Source organism: Streptomyces parvus, from assembly GCF_014648875.1.
GTDB classification, from domain to species: Bacteria; Actinomycetota; Actinomycetes; order Streptomycetales; family Streptomycetaceae; genus Streptomyces; species Streptomyces parvus.
This window is the reverse complement of the sequence record NZ_BMRY01000010.1, coordinates 123,392-142,586: the sequence shown is the minus strand read 5'-3', so window position 1 is coordinate 142,586 and position 19,195 is coordinate 123,392. Positions and strand designations below refer to the sequence as shown.

The following is a 19,195-nucleotide window of genomic DNA, read 5'->3' as shown; positions in this document are numbered from 1 at the left end:
TGCTCGGTTGAACGACCCCGGGCGGCAGGCGGGGTGGGGCTGTCGACCGGCTGTGACAGAAATCCCGCGTAACGGAGATATGTGTCCCGAAACGGTTACTGCTGTGACAGAAAGGATGAAGCGCGGCCGGTGTCAGACCCGGGTGCCACGATGAAAGGCATGAGCACTGCCGAACGCCCGATGCCCCCGCTGGACGCCGACGAACGCACCACCTTGGAGAGTTGGCTCGACTTCTACCGCACCACCCTCGCCCAGAAATGCGACGGCCTGCCGGAGGAGGGCCTGCGCGAGGCGTCGGCGGCGCCCTCGCCGATCACCCTGCTCGGACTGCTCCAGCATCTCGCCGAAGTCGAGCGGAACTGGTTCCGACGGGTGCTCGCACAGGAGGACGCCCCGCCGTTCTTCGCCCCTCCGGCCGGCGGCGGGGACGGGAGTCAGGGCCGCGAAGGCGGCTGGGAGTTGGCCGAGGACGCCACCTACGCCGGGGCGCTCGCGCGGTGGGAGGGAGAGGTGGCGGCGGCCCGGAAGAACTGCGCGGCGCGGGCGCTCGACGACACCAGCCCGTTCATGGGCGCGCGGGTCACGCTGCGCTGGATCTACACGCACATGATCGGCGAATACGCGCGGCACTGCGGCCACGCCGACCTGATCCGCGAACGCGTGGACGGACGTACGGGGGTCTGACCTGCTGCTGGACCCCTGGACCCGACCCCGACCCGGACCCGGACCCGACCCCGACCCGGACCCGGACCCGACCCGGACCAGGACCCGGGGTTCGGAGGGGCGAGCCCGGCTCAGAGAGGTGAGCCGGGCCGTCCGCAGGAGCGGAGGAACTCCCGGGTGCGGCGCGCGATGGGGAACGGCTTGTCCGGCGGGCACGGATACATGTCCTGCTCCACGATCGCGAACAGGTCGACGTCCAGGGCGCGCGCCGCGTTCAGCACCGGTTCCAGGGCGGGGACCCCGCCGGGCGGCTCGCACATCACACCCCGGGCCACCGCCGGGCCGAACGGCACCTCGTCCGCCACCACCGCCGCCAGGATCTCCGGGTCCACCTGCTTGAGATGGAGATAGCCGACGCGTTCCCCGTACGTCTCGATGAGCTTGACGCTGTCGCCGCCGCAGTAGGCGTAGTGCCCGGTGTCCAGGCAGAGCGAGACCAGGTCCGGATCGGTGGCGTCGAGGAAGCGGTTGACGTTCTCCTCGGTGTCGATGTGGGTGTCGGCGTGCGGATGGACGACGATCCGCAGCCCGAACCGTTCCCGCACCTCCCGGCCGAGCCGCTCCGTCTGCGCCGTCAGATCACGCCACTGCGCGGGGGTGAGCGTGCGGTCCTCCAGCACCTCGCCCGTCTTGTCGTCGCGCCAGAAGGAGGGGATCACGACCAGGTGTTCGGCGCCCATGGCCCGGGTCAGCGCGGCGATGTCCGCGACATGCGCCCAGGTCCGGTCCCAGACCTCCGGGCCGTGGTGCAATCCGGTGAAGACGGTTCCGGCGGAGACCGTGAGGCCCCGGCCGCGCGTCTCGTCGGCCAACCGGGCCGGATCGGTGGGCAGATAGCCGTACGGTCCGAGCTCGATCCACGCGTAGCCGGCCTCGGCCACCTCGTCGAGGAAGCGCTGCCAGGGCACCTGTTGCGGGTCGTCGGGGAACCACACGCCCCAGGAGTCGGGGGCCGAGCCGATACGGATGCGGGCCGAGGAGGGGACGGAGGGGGTCATAACGGCCAGCCTCCTGGCCCGCGCGGAAAGGTGTCAAGGGTTAGTCCGAATGTCCGGACAAAATGTTGACAGGGTTCCGGGCGGAGGGCTAGACCTGGGACCAGCCGGCCACGGGCGGGGCGAACCGGCGGGGCGAACCGGTGGTGCGAAGGGATGGGCATGCCTGAGCCGTACGACGTGATCACCATGGGGCGGATCGGGGTGGACCTCTACCCGTTGGAGGTCGGCGTGCCGCTCGCCCGGGTCGAGACGTTCGGCAAGTTCCTCGGTGGTTCCTCGGCGAACGTCGCGGTGGCGGCTGCCCGGCAGGGGCGGCGTACGGCAGTCATCACCCGGACCGGGCAGGACCCCTTCGGCGCCTACCTCCACCAGGAACTGGAACGGTTCGGCGTCGACCCCCGCTGGGCGACGGCCGTCGCGGAATATCCCACGCCGGTCACCTTCTGCGAGATCTTCCCGCCGGACGACTTCCCGCTCTACTTCTACCGGCAGCCCAAGGCCCCCGATCTGGAGATCCACGCGCCGGACCTCGACCTGGACGCCGTGCGCGACGCCAGGATCTTCTGGATGACGGGCACCGGACTCAGCGCCGAGCCGAGCCGGTCCGCCACGCTGGCCGCCCTCCGAGCCCGCAGCGAGAGCGCCCCACGGGCCGAGAGCGCCCCACGGGCCGAGAGCCCGGCGGGCGTCCCACGGCCCACGGCGACCGTTTTCGACCTCGACTGGCGGCCCATGTTCTGGGACAGGGGCGACGACAGCCCCGAGGCGCCCGCGCGGTACCGCGAAGCGCTGGCCCATGCCACGGTCGCCGTCGGCAACATCGACGAGTGCGCCGTCGCGACCGGCGAACGCGAACCGTACGCCGCGGCCCGGGCCCTGCTCGCGGCCGGGGTGGAGCTCGCCGTCGTCAAGCAGGGGCCGAAGGGCGTGCTCGCCGTGCACCGCGACGGCACCACCGCCGACTGCCCGCCGCTGCCGGTCGACGTGGTCAACGGCCTCGGCGCCGGGGACGCGTTCGGGGGCGCGCTCTGCCACGGGCTGCTCGCCGGATGGCCGCTGGACCGCGTCGTACGGTACGCGAACGCGGCCGGCGCCATCGTCGCCTCCCGGCTCGCCTGCTCGTCCGCGATGCCGTTCCCGGACGAGGTCGAGGAGGCCCTCGCGGCCGGCGCCGTGACGGCGGACCTCGCGTCGCGGGCCGATTCGGGCACAGCGGCCGAGACCGGCGGTGCGGCCGATCCGGAGACTCGGTCCGCCCCGGGCGCCGCCCCCACGGACCCCCGGACCGGAGCGGGCTCATGACGCCGCTCGCCCCCTCCCTCTCCGCGCTCGTCCGGCTGCGCGCCGAGCGCCCCGAAGCCGTTGCCGAGGCCGCCGGGCGCCGCAAGAGACGGCGGCTGATCCGGCACCCCGGCGACCGGCTGATGATCATCGCGGCCGACCACCCCGCGCGCGGCGCGCTCTCCGTGGGGGACCGGTCCCTCGCCATGGCCAACCGCTTCGAGCTGCTGGAGCGGCTCTGCCTCGCCCTCTCCCGCCCCGGGGTCGACGGGGTGCTCGCATCCGCCGACGTCCTGGACGACCTCCTGCTGCTCGGAGCCCTGGAGGACAAGGTCGTCATGGGTTCGATGAACCGCGGCGGGCTCGCGGGCGCGGCCTTCGAGCTCGACGACCGGTTCACCGGCTACCGCCCCGACGACCTGGTCCGGCAGGGGTTCGACGCCGGGAAGCTGCTGCTGCGCATCGACCATGACGACCCCGGTTCGCTGGACACCCTGCACACCGCCGCCCGGACCATCGACGCGATGGCCGCGCACCGGCTGCCCGTGTTCGTCGAGCCGTTCCTCTGCCGCCGCGTCGACGGCCGCCTCCGCAACGACCTCGGCGCCGCCGCCGTGGCGACCTCCATCGCCATCGCGTCGGGCCTCGCCGGAACGTCCGCGTACACCTGGCTGAAGGTGCCCGTCACCGACGACCCGGACGCCATGGGCCGGGCGATGGAGGCCTCCACGCTGCCCGCCGTCCTGCTCGGCGGCGAGGTCGGCGAAGACCAGGACGCCGCGTACGGGAAATGGCGCGACGCGTTGCGTCTGCCCACGGTGCGAGGGCTGGTCGTGGGCCGCTCGCTGCTCTACCCGGTCGACGGGGACGTGGCGCGCGCCGTCGACACCGCCGTATCGCTGCTCCAGCCGGGTAGGGAAGGGCCATGACGACGGATCACCCCGACCAGGAACAACAGCAGGAACAACACCAGGAACAGAACCGGGGCCAGGCCCAGGAACAGCAACAGCAACAGCACCGGTTCCACCTGCCGTCCGGCAGCGCCGCGCGCGGGGCGTACGCCGTCGACATCGATCCCGGGCGGGCCGGCTGGGACCGTTCGGCCCTGCGCGTGCTGGAGCTGGAGCCGGGCGGTGTTCACACGCTCGTCACCGGAGGCAGTGAATGGATCGTCCTGCCGTTGACCGGTGGCTGTACGGTGCGTACAGCAGGTGGGACTTTTGAACTGCGGGGCCGGGAAAGTGTGTTCAGCGGGGTCTCCGACTTCGCCTACGTACCGCGCGACGCCCACGCAGAGATCTCCTCCGGCGCAGGAGGCTGCTTCGCCCTGGCAGGAGCGAAGTGCGAGCGACGACTCCCCGCTCGCTACGGCCCCGCGCCGGAGGTACCCGTCGAGCTGCGCGGCTCCGGGACCTGCTCGCGCCAGGTGAACAACTTCGCCGCCGCCGACACCTTCGACTGCGACCGGCTGATCGCCGTCGAGGTCCTCACCCCCGGTGGCAACTGGTCCTCCTACCCGCCCCACAAACACGACGAGCACGTGCCGGGCGAGGAGTGCGAACTGGAGGAGATCTACTACTTCGAGGTGCAGGACGGCGGGCTCGGCTACCACCGGGTCTCCCCGTCGCGCGACGGCGGTACGGACGTCCTCGCCGAGGTCCGCGGCGGCGACGTGGTCCTCATCCCCGACGGCTGGCACGGCCCGTCCATCGCCCCGCCCGGCCGGACGCTGTACTACCTGAACGTGATGGCCGGACCGGGGGAGGAGCGCGCCTGGCTGATCCGCGACCATCCGGACCACCGGTGGATCCGCGACACCTGGCCGGACGAGCCGATCGACGCCAGACTTCCGCTCTACACGGCGCATCCGTCGCCCGGCCCGGAGGTAACGCCTTGAGCCCGAAGAGCCCCGCGAGCCCCACCGGCCCAGCACATCCCACCGACCCCGCGGGCCCGAAGAAGCACCACCCGGCCCCCACCCGCCGTCTGACCACCGCTCAGGCCCTGGTCGCCTTCCTGGCCCGGCAGTACACCGAGCGCGACGGCCGCCGGCAGCGGCTGATCAGCGCCACCTGGGGCATCTTCGGCCACGGCAACGTCGCGGGCATCGGCCAGGCACTCGTGGAGGCGGATCACGGAGGGAACGGCACCGCGCACCGCATGCCGTACCTCCAGGGACGTAACGAACAGGCCATGGTGCACGCGGCCGTCGGGTACGCCCGCCAGTCGGGGAGGCTCTCCGCGCAGGCGGTGACCACGTCCATCGGGCCGGGGGCCACCAACCTCGTCACCGGGGCCGCCCTCGCCACGATCAACCGGCTGCCCGTCCTGCTCCTGCCCGGCGACACCTTCGCGACCCGGCCCGCCGACCCCGTACTGCAACAGCTCGAAGTGCCGTACGCCGGCGATGTGTCCGTCAACGACTGTCTGCGGCCGGTCTCCCGCTACTTCGACCGGATCACCCGCCCGGAGGCCCTGATTCCGGCCGCCTTCCAGGCGATGCGGGTCCTCGCCGACCCGGCCGAGACCGGGGCCGTCACGCTCGCGCTGCCGCAGGACGTGCAGGCGCAGGCGTACGACTGGCCGGAGGAGTTCTTCGCCGAGCGCGACTGGCACATCCGCAGGCCGGCGCCCGACACTCACGAACTGGACGCGGCGGTGCGGTCCATCCGCTCCGCCCGCCGCCCCCTGATCGTCGCGGGCGGCGGGGTCCGGCACAGCGCCGCCGAGGAGACGCTCGCCGCGTTCACCGCCGCGACCCGCATCCCGGTCGCCTCCACCCAGGCGGGCAAGGGCGCCCTCCGCCACGACCATCCGGCCGACGTCGGCGGCATCGGCCACACCGGCACCGCCACCGCCGACGACCTGGCCCGCACCGCCGACCTGGTGATCGGCGTCGGCACCCGCTTCTCCGACTTCACCACCGCCTCCGGCACCCTCTTCTCGAACCCCGCAGTCCGCTTCCTCCACCTCAACATCACCGCCTTCGACGCCCACAAGCTGGCCGCCCTCCCCCTGGTCGCCGACGCCCGCGCGGGCCTTGAGGCGCTCACGGCGGCCCTCGCCGGACGCGGATACCGGGTGGATCCGGCGTACGAGACGGAGTACACCGGCGCGAAGGAGGCGTGGGAGGAGCGGGTCGAGGCGTCCTTCGCCACCCCCGACGCCACCGCGCGCCCCACCCAGACCCAGGTCCTCGGCCTCCTGGACGACCTGGTCACCGAGGAGGACATCCTCATCAACGCCGCCGGCTCCCTCCCCGGCGACCTGCACAGACTCTGGCGCACCCGCTCCCGCGACCAGTACCACGTGGAGTACGGCTACTCCTGCATGGGCTACGAGATCCCCGCGGCGATCGGCGTCCTGCTCGCCAACGGAACCGGGCAGCGGACCCGCCCCGTCTGGGCCCTGGTCGGCGACGGCACGTATCTGATGAACCCCACCGAGATCGTCACCGCCGTCCAGGAGAACCTGCCGCTGAAACTGCTGATCCTCCAGAACCACGGGTACGCCTCCATCGGCGGCCTGTCCGAAGCGGTCGGCGCCGAACGCTTCGGTACCGCCTACCGCCACCGCGACGCCGACGGCGGCTTCACCGGCCCGCCGCTCCCCGTCGACCTGGCCGCCAACGCGGCCTCCCTCGGCCTGCGGGTCCTGCGCGCCATCACCGTCGACGACCTGCGCAAAGCACTCTCCGAGGCCCGCGACGCGGAGGGCCCCACTTGTGTCTACGTCGAGACCGAAACGCCCGACACAGTGTCGGGCCCCCCTCCGGCGCAGGCGTGGTGGGATGTTCCGGTAGCCGAAACCGCGAGCCGACCGGCGGCGGTGAAGGCCCGGGAGGAGTACGACCGCCAGGTCGCCGCCCGACGCCGCCATCTGTGAGACCAGCCCCCGCGCCTGCCCGAAGCCTGAAGGAGTACGTCATGACGAAGACCGTCAACCACTGGATCGGCGGCAAGACAGTGGAGGGCACGTCGGGCGAGTACGGCCCCGTCACCGACCCGGCCACCGGCGCGGTCACCACGCGGGTGGCGCTGGCCTCCGTGGCGGAGGTCGACGCGGCCGTGGCGGCGGCGAAGGCCGCGTACGCCACCTGGGGCACCTCCTCGCTCGCCCAGCGCACCACCGTCCTCTTCCGCTACCGCGCGCTGCTCGACGCCCACCGCGACGAGATCGCCGCGCTGATCACCGCCGAGCACGGCAAGGTGCACTCGGACGCGCTGGGCGAGGTCGCCCGCGGTCTGGAGATCGTCGAGCTGGCGTGCGGGATCACCACCCAGCTCAAGGGCGAGCTGTCCACCCAGGTCTCCAACCGGGTCGACGTGTCGTCCATCCGCCAGTCGCTGGGCGTGGTCGCGGGCATCACCCCGTTCAACTTCCCCGCCATGGTGCCGATGTGGATGTTCCCGCTGGCCATCGCCTGCGGCAACACGTTCGTGCTGAAGCCGAGCGAGAAGGATCCGTCGGCCGCCAACCTGCTGGCCGAGCTGGCGTCCGAGGCGGGCCTTCCGGACGGCGTGCTCAACGTCGTCCACGGGGACAAGATCGCGGTGGACGCCCTGCTCGACCACCCCGACGTGGCCGCCGTCTCCTTCGTCGGCTCCACCCCCATCGCCCGCTACATCCACGCCACCGCCTCCGCCAACGGCAAGCGGGTCCAGGCGCTCGGCGGCGCCAAGAACCACATGCTGGTCCTCCCGGACGCCGACCTGGACGCGGCAGCCGACGCGGCGGTCTCGGCGGCGTACGGCTCCGCCGGTGAGCGCTGCATGGCGATCTCGGCCGTCGTCGCGGTCGGTGCGATCGGCGACGAGCTGGTCGCCAGGATCCGCGAGCGGGCCGAGAAGATCAAGATCGGCCCCGGCAACGACCCCACCTCCGAGATGGGCCCCCTGATCACCGCCGCCCACCGCGACAAGGTCGCCTCGTACGTCACGGGCGCAGCCGCCCAGGGCGCCGAGGTCGTCCTCGACGGCACGGGCCACACGGTCGAGGGCTTCGAGGACGGCCACTGGATCGGCCTGTCCCTCCTGGACAAGGTCTCCACCGACTCCGACGCCTACAAGGACGAGATCTTCGGCCCGGTCCTGTGTGTGCTCCGCGTGGAGTCGTACGAGGAGGGCGTCGCCCTCATGAACGCCTCGCCGTTCGGCAACGGCACCGCGATCTTCACCCGCGACGGCGGCGCGGCCCGCCGCTTCCAGCTGGAGATCCAGGCGGGCATGGTCGGCGTCAACGTGCCGATCCCGGTCCCGGTGGGCTACCACTCCTTCGGCGGCTGGAAGGACTCGCTCTTCGGCGACCACCACATCTACGGCAACGACGGCGTGCACTTCTACACCCGCGGCAAGGTCACCACCACCCGCTGGCCCGACCCGGCCGACGCCCCGGCCGGCGTCGACCTCGGCTTCCCGCGCAACCACTGACCTCGTCGGCGGTGCCGCTTCAGGAGGGCTCGTCCGGGCGCTCGTCAGACCGGCGGCCGGCGCAGCGCGACGACGCGGTAGAGCGGGTCCGGGCGAGGCCCCTCCTGGTCCGGCAGGGCCCTGAGGTCCCGGCACAACGCGGCGACCTCTCCGGGCGGCCCGGCCTTCGCCCAGGGGATCCGGTCCGCGACGATCGCGTCGTACCACTTGCGCGGGCCCCGGCCCTGGCCGAGGCCGGGGAACGTGGTCTCGCCGATGAGGCCGAGGCCGTGCCGGCCGGCCAGGCGCAGGACCCGGTCGCTCTGGTCCGTCACCCGGGGCTCGTACGCGCGCCTGAGCGGCTTCGTCAGCTCCGCGATGTCGCTGGGAGCGCCGAAGTACGCCTCGTCCTTGTCGACCGTGGTGATCAGGACGCCACCGGGGCGCAGCACCCGGGCGGCCTCGGAGAGTACGGGGGCGGCTTCGGGCAGCAGATGGAGCAGCCAGATGAGGACGACCGCGTCCAACGACCCGGAGGCGAAGGGGAGGCGGGTGGCGTCGCCGGTCACCACATGGCCCGGCAGCCGCTCGGACGCGAGGGAGAGCATGCCGGGTGACCGGTCGGTGCCGAGGACGGTACGGCCCGGGCGGCGCAGCCGTCGGGTGACGATGCCGGTACCGCAGGCGATGTCCAGGAGGCTGCGGGTCCCCTCCGGCAGCAGCCGCTCGACGGCTTCGGCGGCCACCTCCGCGCGCGGCTCGCCGCCGCGTGAGGCGTCATACTTCTCGGCCTCGGCGCTGTAGTCGATCACGATGCCGACCTGCTGAAATGTCGCCGGTCCACGGTGGTGACTCCTTCGTTGTCCAGGTACTCGAGGATCGCGAGCCCCGTCCCGTCCAGTTCGTAGAGGACACGCCCGCCCGCCCTGCGCCGCTGGACGATTCCGGCGGACACCAGGGATGTCAGGTGTTCGGAGACGGTACTCGCCGCGAGGCCGAGCACCGCTGCGAGAGCGGAGGTCGTCGTGGGCGCGGCGAGGCCGCGGACGACTCCGGCGCGGCTGCGCCCCAGGAGGATCTCCAGGCGGTCCCCGCGCGCCGGGGTGCCGGAGCGCCGGTCGGGTGTGCTCGCGCCGGACAGGATGGCCGCGCCTTTGGCCTGGTAGGAGAAGGCCGCGCAGCCGTCCTCGTCGAGCGCGAAGAGCGAAGCGCCCCGGCCGAACAGGAGGGGCACGATGACGACGCGGTGGACGGCGGGGACGGTCACCAGACCTGATCCCGCGTCGATGCGCAGGGTGGCCGCGGTCCGGGAGAGCCGTCCGTGCAGGGTGTCGAAGAGGCGTTCCTGTCCCTCGGTGGCCAGGACGCGCGAGCGCAGGAGGATCTCCTCCTCGATGGTGGAGCGCAGCGGTGCGGCGTAAGGGGCCAGCGCGGCCTGCCAGTAGCGGGGCAGCACTCGGGTGAGCTCGGCCATGGCGGCCTGCGGGTCGGCGTCCAACGGCCTTACGGCGGACGGCAGTCCGCCGGGGTACCAGCGGCGCAGGGCCGCCTGGACGTCCTCGGCGGGAAGGGCGCGGAGGCCGGCGAGGCCTTCCTCCAGGTCGGTCTTGGCCGACGAGGGCACCGCGGTGAGGAAGGCGGGCAGTGTGCGGCGGCCCGAGCGGTAGAGCTCGTTCAGCCAGCCGGGAATCTCGACACCCGCCCAGGTGAGTGAACGCCGGGCTTCCTTCGCCCAGTTGGCGTAGGGCCACGGCGTCACACCGCCGGTTCCCACCAGCACTCCCAGGCTTGCGAAGGTCTCCCAGAGCCAATTGCTGGATATGCGGACCGAGCTGTGCCCGGACTTCTGGATAGGAATGTGAATCATTGAAATCCCCCTGGTCGTCCCACCCCGAGGCAGGTCGAGCGAGGTACAGACTCGCCATCCGGGATCATCCGCGCAACTGCTGTTCGAAAGCTGAGATGTGGCGTCAGGGGGTGGCCGGGAGGGCGAGTTCGGCCGCCCTGGTGACTGCCGCGCGCACCGCGTCGGCCATCGCGTCCACGGCTCCCGCCGAGAGCAGTCGCCCGAGTCCGGCCTCGGTGATTCCGCCGGGGGTGGCGAGACCGTCCCATGCGGCCGTGGACGTGGGGTCGCTGCCGCGGAGCATGGCGGCTGCGCTCTCCAGCGCGTCGGCGGCGAAGGCGCGGGCCACATCCGGGCTGACGCCCGCCTCGGTCGCGGCCCTGTCGATGCCGGTCGCGGTCAGGGCTAGGAAGGCGGCGCCGCTGCCGAGGGTCGAGGCCGCGGTGTCCTGCTGCGGCTCCGTGATCGTGACCACCCGGCCGAGCCTCCGCAGCACCCCGGTCACCGTGTTCCGTACGGGCTCGGGAACGTCGCGGCCGGGGGTGACGGCCAGCAGTCCGGACCGGTCGATCGAGACGGCGTTGGTGGCCACCCGGAAAGCGTGGACCGGCGTGGCCCCGGCCGGGGCGATGCGGTCCAGCGGGAGGCCCGCGACCAGGGAGACGACCGCGGCGCCGGACGCGAGCCGGGGCACGGTTTCGGCCAGGACGGCCTCGGCCTGGTCCGGCCGGACGGCCAGGACGAGCACATCGGCGCCGAGGGCGGCCCGCGCGTTGTCCGTGGTCACCTCGACGGCGTACGAACGGGCCAGGTGTTCCGCGCGTTCGGCCGTCCGCACGGTGGCGCGCAACCGGTCGGCCGGGTGCCCCGAACCGAGGAGCCCGGCCAGGACGGACTCGCCGATGCTGCCGGCGCCCGAGACGGTGACGAGGGGGTGCGTGTGCGGCTTCCGGTCAGACACGGCGGGCCAGGTGGGACAGGGCGTCGTCGAGCACCTCGGCCGGGGCGCGGTCGGCGTCCAGCACGGTGAACACGCCGCTCCGGTACTCCTCCAGGCCCCTGTAGGCCTTGTGGAACCGGGTGAGGAAGCTCAGCGAGTTGGTGTCGGTGTTACGGGCCCGGACGCGCTCCAGTGCCAGGTCCGGTGCCAGGTCGAGGAGGAACGTCACGTCCGGCGAAGGGAGTTGGCCGTACAGGCGGCGCAATCGGGCCGCGTTGGCCGTCCCGGAAACCACGGCCAGGGCCAGGTGTGTGTAGTAGTAGCGGTCGATCACCATCAGATGACCAGGGCGGGCCAGGTCCTGTGTGAGGTCGACCATGTCGCGCCATTTGAGGACTGCGGCGAGGAACTGAGCCTCGTCCCGGCCGAGCATCGCCGAGCGGTTCTCGTGGCCGCGTTCGCGAGCGATGGCGTCGAGGGTGTCGCGTACCGGCGAGAGGTTCTTGTTCGGGTACCAATCGGCGGAGCGGCCCAAGGCCCGGGCCGCCTCGACGAGGCCGCGGCCGAGGGTGGTCTTGCCGGAGCCGTCGATGCCCTCGACGACGACGAGAGCGGCCCGCCCGGCGCACGGGCCCGAGCGCGTCCCGGCCTGTTCCTGTGGCATCACGCCGCGCTCTCCCGCAGCAGCCCGTGTTCCATCGCGCCGACCAGATCCTCGCGTACGTCGCCGAGTTCGACGCCGCAGTCGGCGAGTATCTCGCCGAGGGGGCGCCTGCCGTCGACGGCGCGCAGGAAGGACAGCCACGGCTCCTCGTCCACGACGTATTCGAGGGTGCCGTCGACGGCCAGGAACCAGGTGTCGTTCTCGCCCGGGGAGCTGAGCAGCAGCACCTCGGGCGCGAGGCCCACGACGAGGTCGGGGGCCAGGGAGGGGGCGACGCCGATCCGCTCCTCCACACCGACGCGTTCGGCGTCCCAGTCGCTCACGGCGAGCGCCTGGGGGACGGGGCCCGCGGACGTGGTGACGAGGGGCGGCGGCAGGTCCTCGGCCATCCGCGCGAGCAGGCCGAGGTTGACCAGGCGCAGGACCAGCTGGACGTCGATCGACGGGGCTTCCGACAGGTGGGCGACCATGGTCCGAAGACCGTCGGCGTCGAGGTGACGACGCGCCTCGTCCGTCGAGAGAGCCTCCTCCAGGAGGGCTCCTCCGTCCTGGGCCAGCATCCGGGAGAAGGTCCGGAAGGTGTGCACGTCACCCGGGCCGTAGAAGAAGGGGACCTTCTCACGCTCGACGATCCGCCGGGGCAGCAGTCCGGTCACGGCGGACCGCAGGATCCGCTTGTCCCACAGCAGCCGGCCCCGGCGGTCGGCGGGGACGGAGGCGCACAGCTCGACGAGCCGGTGGTCGAGGAAGGGCACGCGCGCCTCGACACCGCTGCCCGCCGCGCTGCGGTCCTCGTGCCAGCAGTTGTACTGCTGGATCTTGCGCCATTCCCGCAGCAGGTACTGGGCGTAGGGGTCCTTGGCGGTGGTGCCCAGGTGGTGGTGCACGGCGTCGTCGCGCAGCACCGGGTGCGGGATCTGCTCCCACCACGCGCCGAGTGCGGGAACGTCGAGGAGGGCGCCCCTGCGGGACATACCGCGCAGATGGGCCTCGAAGTCCGGCCAGCCCCCGCCGCCCGCGAGGTCGGGTGAGTAGCCGCCGTTGAACTCGTCGCTGGCCGCCCCGAGCAGCATGCCACGCAGCTCGGGCCTGGCGGCCTTGGCGTACCTGTGCAGCTCGTGCTTGTAGAACTGCTCGGGACCGCACTCGGGGGTCTCGGAGAGCCAGAGCAGGCGCTTCCATTCCTCGACGCCCGGAACCCTGTCGGCGTCGAAGAGGACCTGATGGTTGGGCAGACCGAGGAAGTCGGCGACGAACGCGCCGTTCTCGGCGTCCCCGTTGCGGTACGTGGCTCCGCTGAGCACGGTGAAGGTGTGCAGGGAGTCGGTGTGGCGGGCGGCCAGGGCGGCGACGGAGGCGGAGTCGATGCCGCCGGAGAGGAACAGTCCGATCTCGGTGTCCGCGGTGGCGCACTCGGCGACGGACTGCGCGAACAGCTCGCCGTAGCGTTCGACGATCTCCTCGTCGGAACCGGTGGCCTCGGGGCCCTCGGCCGGGAGACTCCAGTACCGGTGTGTGGTGGTGGCACCGTCGGCGAGGTTGATGCGGACGACGGTTCCGGCCGGCACCAGATGGATGTCCTCGAACCAGGTCACCGGCTCGGTCTCCCTGAGGTGCGGGGCCGCCGTCATCATCGGATGGGTCAGCGCGGCCTTCCAGTCCACCCGGCGGGGTGTGGCGCCGTCGCTGAACAGAGCCTTGATCTCCGAACCGAAGACGATGCGCTCGGCGTTGCGGTGGTAGTAGAGCGGCTTGACTCCGAAACGGTCGCGGGCGAACACCAACTGGTTCGCCCTGCGGTCGTGGATGACGACGGCGAACATGCCGCGGACGGTGTCGAGGAAGTCCGCGCCGTGCTTGCGGTAGAGCGGGAGGAGCACCTCGCAGTCGGAGGAGGTGCGTACGGTCCCGGCGGGGAAGGCCGAAGCGAGTTCCTGGTGGTTGTACACCTCGCCGTTCGCGATGAGGGCGAGGTCTCCGTCCGCGCTGACCAGCGGCTGGGCACCGTCGTCGGGACCTACGAGCGACAGCCGGGTGAAGGCGAGGCCCACCGGTCCCTTGCGCAGGAGTTCACGGTCGTCCGGTCCACGGTGGGAGATGATGTCCGCCATCCGGGACAACAGCCCATCCGCGTCCGGCCTCAGGTCCGAGCCGTCGATCCGGGCCAAGCCGGCCAGGCCACACATGGGAGTACCTCGCTTCGGTTCTGTGCATGAGAGTGTCGGGAGGGGACCGGGCCCTGCGGGCCGGGCCCCCTCCCATCGGCGTCACCCGAAGGAGATTCAGGCGTTGACGCGCAGGATGTTGCTCGAGTCGACCGGCTTGACGGCAGGCTTGTTGTACTTCTTCATGCTGATGCACCTCCTTTCCCCGGCTCTGGGCAGTTCCCAGGAGCCGTATGGCTTTGACCTGCTCTCAGGCAGGCCAAGTCTCAGATGGTTTCGAGGGAGCCGCTCGTGCGGCCGGCCTTCTCGAACACATGGAGCAGCAGGGCGGACAGGACGGCGAAGCCGACACAGACGGCCGCTTCGAGAGCGAGCGGTCCGGCCAGCGTTTCGAAGTCCGCTCCGGCGGCGGCGAGCCGGGCCGCCTCGGCGGCGTGGGTGACCGGCACGAAATCGCCGATCGCCTGCACCCATCCGGGGAGCGTTTCGCTGGGCACGTTGACCCCCGTGAGGATCAGGAGCAGAACGTAGGCGATGTTGGAGACCAGCCAGACGTCCAGCAGCCGCAGTCCCAGCGCCCCGAGTGTCAGTCCGAAGAACGCACAGGTCAGGGAAGCGATCACCAGGGCGGCGGCGATTCCCGGAAGGCTCTGGACGGGCAGGTCGAGTCCGAAGAGCAGCGATCCCACGGTGAGGGTGAACACCGCGACGAACAGCCCGTTGGCGGCGTACGGCAGGGCGCGCCCCAGGAAGACGGCCGACCGGCTGCGCGGAGACAGCAGGACGTTGCCGAGCGTGCCGAACCGGCGTTCGTTGCCCACGGCCATCGTGCCGCCGTAGACGCCCGCCTTGGAGGCTGCCAGCACCGCGTTCCCGACGATGAAGAACGTGTCGTTCGCGACGCCGAGCTGCCGGCCCAGGTACACGAAGAACACCAACTGCGTCACTGGTTCGGCCAGGAGGGTACCGATGAACACCGGGAGCCTCGCCCAGTTGAACAGGGCACGGTAGGCGAGCACGCCGCCCGTTCCCACAAGTCTGAATTTCGCCAGCACGTCAGTCATCCCATCCGCTCACGCAAGGCTCAGGGTCGCGGCGACGCGGGCGCGCCGCTCCATTCGGGTCATCGCGACGGCCCCGATGGCGAGACACAGCAGGCCGAGTCCGACCGCGGCGGCCAGCGACGGCCAGACGGCGCCCCCCTCGGCGGCCTCGCGCACCGCCCGTGCTCCCCAGGTCGTGGGCAGAGCGTTCGACAGCGGAGTGGTCCAACCGGGCAGGACGGACAGCGAGAGCAGCATGCCGGACAGCATCCAGATCGGATAACTCAGCGTATTCGCAAGGGCGTTGGCATTGGGCAGCATGATGAACAGCGAGGCGAGCAGCAGCCCCATCATGCCGAGGCTCGCCACCACCCCGACCACGGCGATCACGAAGGCCGCGGGGTCGGCGATGTCCAAGGGCATCCCGAAGACGACGACTCCCCACAGCAGGGTGGCCAGCAGCCCGTACACCCCGACCACGGCCGTGGCGATGGTGATGGGGAGAAAGCAGACCACCGGCCGACGCGGGGCCAGCATCAGCAGTTCCAAGGTGCCCTGGAAACGCTGCTTCTGGATGGCCCCGCCCGAGCCGAAGAGCACGGAGACCCAGACGGCCATCATGCCCGCGCCTATCGCCGCCTCGATCACCGCGTGCGGCTCGTCGCCGGCCCGGAAGAGGTAGACGGCGAGCGTCGCGTAGACGAGGGGGTCCACCAAGGAGATGACGATCTCCAGGGGGGAGCGGCTCATCTGCTTGGCGTGCAGCAGCACGCCAGTGCCCAGCAGCCGGATGGTATCCATCAGCCCGGCACCCCGGCGGTTCCCCCGGTGCGCTCGTCCGCGTCGCGGTCCACTCCGGTGACGATCGCGATGTACGCGTCCTCCAGGGAAGGTTCGCGTTTGTCGATCCGGCCGACGCGGATGCCGGTGAGTGCCTCCCGCACCTGCGGCTCGATGTCGGTGCCGACGGCGGACTGCACGGTGACGATCTGGCTGAGCCCTCGGTCCTCGACGGTGACGCCGTGTACCGAAGGAAGCAGCCGGATGCGGTCCAGATCCGCCTCGGACGCCCCGAAGACCTCCGCCGTGAGGACGCGGCGGCCGTCGGTCCGGTGCTTCAGCTCCTCGGCGGTGCCGATCTGCTGGATGGCGCCGTCCGCGATGACGGCGATCCTGCCGCACAGTTCCTCGGCCTCGGCCATGTAGTGAGTGGTGAGCAGCACCGTGGTGCCCGAGCTCGCCAAGTCGGCGACGGTGCGTCGCAGCTCGCGGGCGCCCACCGGGTCGACGCCGATCGACGGCTCGTCCAGGAACAGCACTTCGGGGCGGTGGAGCAGGCCCCGGGCGAGGTGCAGACGCTGGCGCATGCCGCGTGAGTAGCCCTCGACCTTCTCCCTCTCACGGCCCGTCAGACCGACCAGTTCGAGAAGTTCGGCGATCCGGGTCCGCTGCTCGCGGGCCGGCACGGCGTAGAGCTCGGCGAAGTAGCGCAGGTTGTCGAGACCGGAGAGCCGGTCGTACAGTCCTCGGTCGCCGCCGAAGACGTAACCGACCCTTTTGCGGACCTCACGGGTGTCCTGGACCACGTCGAACCCCGCGACCCGGGCAGATCCCGATGTGGGCAGCAGTAGAGTGGTGAGCATCTTGATGGTGGTCGTCTTGCCGGCGCCGTTGGGGCCGAGCAGTCCGAAGAGTTCACCACGCTCAATCTCCAGGCTGATGCCGCGCACCGCTTCCGTATGCCGCCAGGACGGCTTCAGCCACCCGTTGCGGGAACGATAGGTGCGCCGCAGCCCTTCGGCCTTGATCGCCAGGTCTGTCATGGCGATGACCATAGACGGCGCCGAACCGCGTGGGCCATCACTTTCGCCCCTCGCCGAATCGCCCCGATTTCCCTTTCGCGAGAGGGGGAATTGGGGCGATTCGGCTCACGCCGAATGCATAGCAGGCCGCCGCCCGGCGTGCATAGCCTCGTGCGACCCGGGCGTCGGAGCCGGGCACGTGCAATCAGCACCCGGTGGAGGTAGCGATGACCGCAGAGTTCGAAAACTGCTTGAGCGAACTGGAGAGGCGCGGGCTGCTGCCCGGCGAGCACCGGGCCGTGTACGTGTCCGGCTCGATCGCGCGCGGTTGGGGCAACGAGACCAGCGACCTGGACATCTACGTGATCACGCCGGAACCCTGGACCGGGGACGGCGAGGCGTCGGCACCCGTCGCCCTGGAGCCCAACTCCGTGCCGATCGGCATCACGCACGTCAACAAGGTGCGCTGGGACATCGAGTACTGGTCCGAGGGTCAGGTCGAGCAGCTGGTCAGAAAGGTCTCCTGGGCCTCCTTCGACAGCAACCCGAAGGCGGCCGACCTGATGACGTCGCCGATGCAGCACGAGCTCAACTTCCTGGAGCGTCTGCCCTACGCGGTGCCGCTCGCCGGAGAGGAATGGCTGCTCGCCCGCCGTGAGGAGGTCGCTTCCTCCGCACTGCGCTCCCTGGCCACGTCGGCGCAGCTGAACCTCGCCGACGCCTACCTCGAGGACGCGGTGGGGCAGCTCAAGGCGAGCGATCTGGAGAGCTCCGTGCTGTCCGCGAAGATGGCGTTCGGCCACTCCGTGGACGCGCTCCTCGCCTACAACGGCGAAGTGGGCCGCAGCTGGAAGTGGCGGGCCCGGCGTTTCCGCGAAGTCGAGCAGGAAGTGCTGACATTCGAGCAGTACTGGGCCCTTGAGACCATGCGTGATTTCGACCCGGAAAGCCCGGCCCGCTGGGTGGAGGAAGTCGTCCAGGTCTGCCGGAGCATCTCGTTCGAAGTGGTGCTCTGATTGAATATGGATGAGAACACGCGTCCGTCGGGCGATGCCATTGCCCGAATGCCGATGGACCTGCGGATCAGACGGACGAAGGACAAACTTCTTCTGATGTACGGGGAGTCCCTCGTGGAACTCTCGGACTCGGCCGCTTTCATCGTCCGGGAGTTCGACGGCCGGCGCACCCTGTCGGATGTCGCCCAGCGGCTCGTGGACACGTACGGTATCGACTTCGACGAGGCGCTGGTCGACGTCACCGATGTCGCCGAGGCGCTGGTCCCCCACGCGATGGTGGAGTTCGTGTGAGACCGGGCCCGTCGCACCTGGACACCGCCCGTGCCGAGATCATCGTCGCCGAGGCCGGCCACCGCGCGGCGGTCGACTACATCAGCCGTTTCGGCAAGTGGGACGCGCGGGCCAGCGTGCGTCAGCGTCCTGCTCGTCGGCTCTCGGGCGACAGGGACGAGTTGGCGATCCCCTTCCCGCCCGAGCTCGCCCCGGTGGCCCTGCACGAGCTGGTCGCCGGGCGCGGGCCGGACACCGTGCGGGAGGTGCTGACCCACAGCCTGTACCAGTACCTCCACTTCACGACCGAGCTGGAGGAGCTGGCCGTCATCCCGGTGGTCGCCAAGATCAGCCGGAACAGGGCGGGGCTCGACCTGCCCGAAGCGATGCGGGCCGACGCGTTCAAGATCTACACCGACGAGGCGTGGCACGCCCAGTTCTCCTACGATCTGGTCCGTCAGGTCGAGCGGTCGTCCGGCATCGCGGTGCGGCTGCCCGAACTGCCCTCGTTCGTCGAACGGCTGGACGCGGTGCGGGCGTCTCTCGATCCCGCCGTACGCGGCCTCGAAGCACTGATGTTCAGCGTCGTGAGCGAGACCCTGATCTCCTCGATCCTCGCCGACATCCCGCACGACGCGCGGCTGCCGAAGACCGTGCGGGAGCTGGTGCGCGACCATGCCGAGGACGAGGGGCGTCACCACGCGTACTTCCGGCAGGTGCTGCACGCGTTCTGGCCGGCCCTGCCCGCCCGGGAGCGACGCGCCGTGGGCCCGCTTCTGCCGCAGGTCATCCTGGCCTTCCTGGAACCCGACTACCGGGCGATCGGCACGGCGCTGAGCGCGACCGGTCTGGCTCCCGACGAGGTGGCGCAGGTGCTGGCGGAGAGTCTGCCGCGCCGCCGTGTCGTCGATGAGGCGGCACGCTCCGCCGGCTCCGCCGTACGTTACTTCAGGGAGGTGGGGGCCCTCGACGACCCCGCCACCGCCGAGGCCTTCGAGGCCTCGGGGCTGCTGCTCGGCGCGGCTCGCTGATACCGAGG

At 71.2% G+C, this 19,195-nt stretch carries 18 protein-coding genes; 9 read left to right on the top strand and 9 right to left on the bottom strand.

Annotated features, from left to right (window positions below; translation table 11 throughout):
- Nucleotides 1-159 precede the first annotated feature (159 nt).
- Complete coding sequence (locus IE140_RS27510) at nt 160-684, top strand: DinB family protein (protein ID WP_176741710.1); 525 nt, start codon at nt 160-162, stop codon at nt 682-684.
- Between the two features lie 110 nt (nt 685-794).
- Here IE140_RS27510 and IE140_RS27505 read toward each other — a convergent pair whose 3' ends face one another.
- Nucleotides 795-1,721, bottom strand: a complete 927-nt coding sequence (locus IE140_RS27505) for a sugar phosphate isomerase/epimerase family protein (RefSeq protein WP_150194089.1) — start codon at nt 1,719-1,721, stop codon at nt 795-797.
- Between the two features lie 159 nt (nt 1,722-1,880).
- On the opposite strand from IE140_RS27505, the gene iolC reads away from it, so the two are divergent.
- Genes iolC through IE140_RS27480 form a run of 5 tightly spaced genes read left to right on the top strand, consistent with a single transcriptional unit; the run spans nt 1,881 to nt 8,431 of the window.
- A complete protein-coding gene (gene iolC / locus IE140_RS27500) occupies nt 1,881-3,023 on the top strand; it encodes a 5-dehydro-2-deoxygluconokinase (RefSeq protein WP_150194091.1) in 1,143 nt (380 codons plus the stop codon).
- Entirely contained in the window at nt 3,020-3,931 is a 912-nt protein-coding gene (locus tag IE140_RS27495) for a Cgl0159 family (beta/alpha)8-fold protein (RefSeq protein ID WP_150194093.1), read from the top strand. Before iolC ends, IE140_RS27495 begins: the two co-directional genes overlap by 4 nt.
- Nucleotides 3,928-4,899, top strand: coding sequence for a 5-deoxy-glucuronate isomerase (iolB, locus tag IE140_RS27490; RefSeq protein ID WP_229826920.1), 972 nt, complete (start codon nt 3,928-3,930; stop codon nt 4,897-4,899). The genes IE140_RS27495 and iolB overlap by 4 nt, the downstream gene beginning before the upstream one ends.
- Nucleotides 4,896-6,887: a 3D-(3,5/4)-trihydroxycyclohexane-1,2-dione acylhydrolase (decyclizing) gene (gene iolD / locus IE140_RS27485; protein WP_373296200.1), complete on the top strand. Its 1,992-nt coding sequence runs from the start codon at nt 4,896-4,898 to the stop codon at nt 6,885-6,887. The genes iolB and iolD overlap by 4 nt, the downstream gene beginning before the upstream one ends.
- Nucleotides 6,888-6,928: 41 nt before the next feature.
- Entirely contained in the window at nt 6,929-8,431 is a 1,503-nt protein-coding gene (locus tag IE140_RS27480; RefSeq protein WP_150194095.1) for a CoA-acylating methylmalonate-semialdehyde dehydrogenase, read from the top strand.
- A gap of 44 nt (nt 8,432-8,475) precedes the next feature.
- On the opposite strand, the gene IE140_RS27475 is transcribed toward IE140_RS27480, so the two are convergent.
- The 8 genes from IE140_RS27475 to IE140_RS27440 all read right to left on the bottom strand — a co-directional run bounded on the left by IE140_RS27475 (nt 8,476) and on the right by IE140_RS27440 (nt 16,891).
- A complete protein-coding gene (locus IE140_RS27475) occupies nt 8,476-9,222 on the bottom strand; it encodes a class I SAM-dependent methyltransferase (RefSeq protein WP_150194097.1) in 747 nt (248 codons plus the stop codon).
- Nucleotides 9,219-10,277 (bottom strand): helix-turn-helix domain-containing protein, encoded by a 1,059-nt coding sequence (locus IE140_RS27470; RefSeq protein ID WP_150194099.1) that lies wholly within the window; start codon nt 10,275-10,277, stop codon nt 9,219-9,221. Before IE140_RS27470 ends, IE140_RS27475 begins: the two co-directional genes overlap by 4 nt.
- 103 nt (nt 10,278-10,380) lie before the next feature.
- Entirely contained in the window at nt 10,381-11,217 is an 837-nt protein-coding gene (locus IE140_RS27465; protein ID WP_150194101.1) for a pyrroline-5-carboxylate reductase family protein, read from the bottom strand.
- Nucleotides 11,210-11,860 carry a dTMP kinase gene (locus IE140_RS27460; RefSeq protein WP_150194103.1) on the bottom strand — a complete coding sequence of 217 codons (651 nt, stop codon included), beginning with the start codon at nt 11,858-11,860 and terminating at the stop codon, nt 11,210-11,212. Before IE140_RS27460 ends, IE140_RS27465 begins: the two co-directional genes overlap by 8 nt.
- Nucleotides 11,860-14,046 (bottom strand): asparagine synthase (glutamine-hydrolyzing), encoded by a 2,187-nt coding sequence (asnB, locus tag IE140_RS27455; RefSeq protein ID WP_150194105.1) that lies wholly within the window; start codon nt 14,044-14,046, stop codon nt 11,860-11,862. The genes IE140_RS27460 and asnB overlap by 1 nt, the downstream gene beginning before the upstream one ends.
- A gap of 245 nt (nt 14,047-14,291) precedes the next feature.
- On the bottom strand, nt 14,292-15,044 hold the full coding sequence (locus tag IE140_RS27450; RefSeq protein ID WP_229826919.1) for an ABC transporter permease: 753 nt from the start codon (nt 15,042-15,044) through the stop codon (nt 14,292-14,294).
- A gap of 54 nt (nt 15,045-15,098) precedes the next feature.
- Nucleotides 15,099-15,869: an ABC transporter permease gene (locus IE140_RS27445; protein ID WP_150194109.1), complete on the bottom strand. Its 771-nt coding sequence runs from the start codon at nt 15,867-15,869 to the stop codon at nt 15,099-15,101.
- On the bottom strand, nt 15,869-16,891 hold the full coding sequence (locus IE140_RS27440; protein WP_150194111.1) for an ABC transporter ATP-binding protein: 1,023 nt from the start codon (nt 16,889-16,891) through the stop codon (nt 15,869-15,871). The genes IE140_RS27445 and IE140_RS27440 overlap by 1 nt, the downstream gene beginning before the upstream one ends.
- A gap of 206 nt (nt 16,892-17,097) precedes the next feature.
- On the opposite strand from IE140_RS27440, the gene IE140_RS27435 reads away from it, so the two are divergent.
- The 3 genes from IE140_RS27435 to IE140_RS27425 are packed head-to-tail and all read left to right on the top strand — an operon-like array spanning nt 17,098 to nt 19,187.
- Nucleotides 17,098-17,886 carry a nucleotidyltransferase domain-containing protein gene (locus tag IE140_RS27435; protein ID WP_150194113.1) on the top strand — a complete coding sequence of 263 codons (789 nt, stop codon included), beginning with the start codon at nt 17,098-17,100 and terminating at the stop codon, nt 17,884-17,886.
- A 48-nt stretch (nt 17,887-17,934) separates the two neighbouring features.
- Nucleotides 17,935-18,177, top strand: coding sequence for a PqqD family protein (locus IE140_RS27430; RefSeq protein WP_167533462.1), 243 nt, complete (start codon nt 17,935-17,937; stop codon nt 18,175-18,177).
- Complete coding sequence (locus tag IE140_RS27425; protein ID WP_150194117.1) at nt 18,174-19,187, top strand: diiron oxygenase; 1,014 nt, start codon at nt 18,174-18,176, stop codon at nt 19,185-19,187. The genes IE140_RS27430 and IE140_RS27425 overlap by 4 nt, the downstream gene beginning before the upstream one ends.
- Nucleotides 19,188-19,195: the final 8 nt, after the last annotated feature.